Genomic DNA, 638 nt, shown 5'->3' with positions numbered 1-638 from the left:
GCGCGATCAGCGCCCAGGCTTCGTCGTGCACGCCCCAGACGATCCACAGCAAATTGCTGAGGATGAACATCCAGAAGCCGAACACCCGCCGGCCGGCGCGTTGCGAGCCGATCAGGTAGGCGGCGTACAGGCTGACCGCCATCGCGGGCCATTGGAGGAAGTCGAGGAATTCATCCATGTGCCGTCACGCCGCTTTCTTGCGGCGCGCCGGCGCCTTGCTTGCGGCCGAAGCGGCGCGGGTGGTCTTCGCCGCCGCTTTTTTTGCGGCTGGCTTGGCGGCCGCCTTCGCGGCCGGGCGTTTCGTCCTGGCGCTGGCCGTGGCCGGTTCGCGCGAGCCGGCCGTCCGGCGCGTGCGCGGCGGCGGCGCTTCTTCCTCGTCCTCGTCCTCGACCGGCTTCGGCGCGCGTTTCGGCGGCGGCGGTTCGTCGTCGTCGTCCGCATTGTCGTCACCCTGTGCGGCCTTGCCCTTGCCCGGCTTCTTGCCCAGGCTGGCCTGCAGCAATGCGACCAGGTCGATCACGTTGGCCGACTTGGCCGGCTTCTCGTCCGGGTCGGGCATCGTGATGGTCTTGGTCTCTTTGGCCTTGATCTTCTTTTCCACCAGGGCCAGCAGGTCCTCGCGGTAATCGTCGTGGTAT

1 pseudogene is annotated in these 638 nt (G+C 67.9%); it reads right to left on the bottom strand.

The window, feature by feature from the left end:
* Nucleotides 1-184: 184 nt before the first annotated feature.
* Nucleotides 185-638, bottom strand: a pseudogene (locus KVT32_RS28245) (Ku protein); the annotation flags it as partial.

The organism is Achromobacter sp. GbtcB20 (assembly GCF_019091095.1).
GTDB classification, from domain to species: Bacteria; Pseudomonadota; Gammaproteobacteria; order Burkholderiales; family Burkholderiaceae_B; genus Achromobacter; species Achromobacter mucicolens.
This window is presented reverse-complemented; position numbering and strand designations above follow the sequence as displayed.